Annotated in this window: 5 protein-coding genes; 4 read left to right on the top strand and 1 reads right to left on the bottom strand. The window is 50.0% G+C overall.

What is annotated here, in order from left to right; translation table 11 throughout:
• Nucleotides 1–151 precede the first annotated feature (151 nt).
• From ACTHUT_RS16975 to ubiE, 4 genes are read left to right on the top strand one after another with little or no spacing between them, the layout of a single operon-like run.
• Nucleotides 152–385, top strand: a complete 234-nt coding sequence (locus ACTHUT_RS16975) for a cytochrome b6 (RefSeq protein WP_070633530.1) — start codon at nucleotides 152–154, stop codon at nucleotides 383–385.
• Between the two features lies 1 nt (nucleotide 386).
• Nucleotides 387–818, top strand: coding sequence for a gamma-butyrobetaine hydroxylase-like domain-containing protein (locus ACTHUT_RS16970; protein WP_250600307.1), 432 nt, complete (start codon nucleotides 387–389; stop codon nucleotides 816–818).
• Nucleotides 797–1,204 (top strand): ribonuclease Z, encoded by a 408-nt coding sequence (locus ACTHUT_RS16965; protein WP_440419155.1) that lies wholly within the window; start codon nucleotides 797–799, stop codon nucleotides 1,202–1,204. The genes ACTHUT_RS16970 and ACTHUT_RS16965 overlap by 22 nt, the downstream gene beginning before the upstream one ends.
• A gap of 29 nt (nucleotides 1,205–1,233) precedes the next feature.
• Complete coding sequence (gene ubiE, locus ACTHUT_RS16960; RefSeq protein WP_003746386.1) at nucleotides 1,234–1,971, top strand: bifunctional demethylmenaquinone methyltransferase/2-methoxy-6-polyprenyl-1,4-benzoquinol methylase UbiE; 738 nt, start codon at nucleotides 1,234–1,236, stop codon at nucleotides 1,969–1,971.
• Between the two features lie 271 nt (nucleotides 1,972–2,242).
• Here the strand turns inward: ubiE and ACTHUT_RS16955 are convergent.
• On the bottom strand, nucleotides 2,243–2,934 hold a 692-nt coding region (locus ACTHUT_RS16955), incomplete at its 5' end, for an extracellular solute-binding protein (protein ID WP_440419153.1).

Raw genomic sequence — 2,934 nt, 5'->3', positions numbered from 1 at the left:
AGCAAAGGCAGCAGCATCCGCTTAATGCCCGAAGGCGAAGACAGGCGCGCCATTACACTTTATTTATGGAAATAAAGCCGTTTTCAGACGGCATGAAGCACCAAAAAGCTGATAAAATACCGCCTCATCACCCTACGGCAAGCTATCCAACATGACCAAACATCCGCAAACAGCAGCCAATACCCGCTATGCCTTTGCCAGCATTGCCGCCATGTTGGCCGCGTTTTTACTGTTCGTTGCCGTGATGTTGCTGCCTTTGGGGCTGACGGCGGACACGCAAGTGAGCCTGATACGGTTTTCACTCTACACAATCGTGCTGTTTGCCGTACTTGGCGGTATTTTTTCTGTACGCGTTGCCTATTTGCGTAAAAAGAACGGAGCATGACATGATCCAAGCCGATAAAATTCCACAAGAAATCCGCCTCCAGCAAGAGCGGCGCGTACTGACTTTGGTTTATGTTGACGGTGCCAAAAGCCTTCCTGCCGAATACCTGCGCGTGTACTCGCCCAGCGCGGAAGTGCGCGGACACGGTCCAGGTCAAGATGTTTTGCAAACAGGTAAAGCCGAAGTCAGCATTACCGATTTAGAACCTGTCGGCCAATACGCATTGAAAATTACTTTTTCAGACGGCCACAACAGCGGCCTTTACGACTGGGACTATCTCTACCGATTGGCGCACAATCAAGACGCGCTTTGGCAAGACTATCTCGACCGCCTCCAAAAAGCCGGCGCGTCCAGAACGCCAAGTGCCGAAGATTTGAAACCCAAACGCACACATTCCTGCGGTAGCGGCGGTTGCGGCGGAAAGGCCGTCTGAAAAAAGGCGAGGCCGTAACATTGGACGACGGCAGGATCATTGACGGCAAAGCGTTTCTCTCCCCGCCCAAAAAAGGACAGGTAGCGGCTATCTTCGGCGATACCAAAGCCTGTCCGCAGGCAGTGTATGCCGCACAAAACACAGGCGTTTTGGTGCATGAAGCAACCTTTGCCGCAGGCGATGAAGAGACAGCGGAACGAGTGTTTCATTCGACCGCATCCGATGCCGCCAAGCTGGCCTTGCAAGCCAATGTGAAACAACTTTACCTGACCCACATCAGCGCACGTTATACCGAAGAAGGGCAACGCCTGATGCTGGAGCGACAGGCACAAACTATATTTCCCGCGTCGAAAGTGGTTGGCGATTTCGACGTATTCGATATCTGAATCCGTATTATTTTAAGAAGGCAGACACTATGAGCGACCACAAAACCCATTTCGGCTTCACGACTGTTGACGAAGACGAAAAAGCAGGCAAAGTTGCCGAAGTCTTCCACTCCGTGGCAAAAAACTACGACATTATGAATGACGTAATGTCCGGCGGTCTGCACCGTGTTTGGAAACATTTCACCATCAATACCGCCCGCCTGAAAAAAGGCGACAAAGTATTGGATATCGCCGGCGGTACAGGCGATTTGTCCCGAGGCTGGGCGAAACGTGTGGGCAAAGAAGGCGAAGTTTGGCTGACAGACATCAACTCCTCCATGCTGACCGTCGGCCGCGACCGCCTGCTCAACGAAGGCATGATTCTGCCTGTATCGTTGGCAGACGCTGAAAAATTGCCGTTCCCCGACAACTATTTCAATTTGGTTTCCGTCGCATTCGGTCTGCGCAATATGACGCACAAAGATGCCGCGCTGAAAGAAATGTACCGCGTATTGAAACCGGGCGGCACCTTACTGGTGTTGGAATTTTCCAAAGTATACAAGCCTTTGGAAGGCGTGTACGACCTCTACTCTTTCAAACTGTTGCCGATTATGGGCAAACTGATTGCCAAAGATGCCGACAGCTACCAATACCTCGCCGAGTCCATCCGTATGCATCCCGACCAAGAAACCTTGAAACAAATGATGCTGGATGCAGGCTTCGACAGCGTGGATTACCACAACATGAGCGCAGGCATCGTCGCCCTGCATAAAGGCGTGAAATTCTAAGGCCGTCTGAAACAAACACAAAGGGCGTGATTGATAGACACGCCCTTTGTTTTTATAGTGGATTAAATTTAAATCAGGACAAGGCGACGAAGCCGCAGACAGTACAATTAGTACGGCAAGGCGAGGCAACGCCGTACTGGTTTAAATTTAATCCACTATAAACCTTATCCAAGCCAATCTGACACAAACCAAAGGCCGTCTGAACAGCCGTAAAACGAAATCAAGGATTTCGGTTACACCATTCAGACGGCCTTAATACGTTTAAATCAGCTTATGTCCCTGCTTTCACGCTTTGCCATTGACGGACCATAAATTTCAACGCCGCCGGTTGGATAGGCACCATGATAAAGCTGTTTTTCAAATCCTCATCGGTCGGGAAAATCGTATTGTCGTTTCTAAACTCTTCATCCATCAGCTCTTGAGCCGGTTTGCTGGACGGCGCATAAGTAACAAAATTGCCGTTCTTCGCCGCAACTTCAGGATCTAAGAAATCATTAATATACGCATGGGCATTGGCCACATGTTTGGCATCTTTCGGAATCACAAACGAATCCACCCAAATCCCCACGCCTTCTTTCGGCATCATCACACGGATTTTTTCCTTGCCGCCTGCTTCTTCGGCACGGCGTTTGGCAATGTTCAAATCGCCGCCAAAACCAATCGTTACGCAAGTATCGCCGCGCGCCAAATCATCGATAAAACCGGACGAGGTAAAACGCTTGATGTACGGACGGTTTTTCTTCAAGACTTCCGTAGCTGCCTTGATATCCGCCGTTTCGCTGCTGTTTGGGTTTTTACCCATATAGTTCAACACCATAGGATAAATTTCCGCCGCACTGTCCAAATAGCTGATGCCGCATTGCTTGAGTTTGGACGTGTATTCGGGGTTAAACACCAAATCCCATTGATTGTCCGGCAGCTGATCCGTGCCCAAAGCCTTTTTCACACGCTCGGTATTGATGG

The sequence above is a fragment of the Neisseria sp. P0022.S010 genome (assembly GCF_051956635.1).
Note: the sequence above shows the minus strand (reverse complement) of the source record. Positions and strands in the feature narration are given on the sequence as shown.

Coding starts and splice junctions, on each gene's coding strand:
- ACTHUT_RS16975 (WP_070633530.1), top strand. CDS start 152: ATGACCAAACATCCGCAAACAGCAGCCAATACCCGCTATGCCTTTGCC.
- ACTHUT_RS16970 (WP_250600307.1), top strand. CDS start 387: ATGATCCAAGCCGATAAAATTCCACAAGAAATCCGCCTCCAGCAAGAG.
- ubiE (WP_003746386.1), top strand. CDS start 1,234: ATGAGCGACCACAAAACCCATTTCGGCTTCACGACTGTTGACGAAGAC.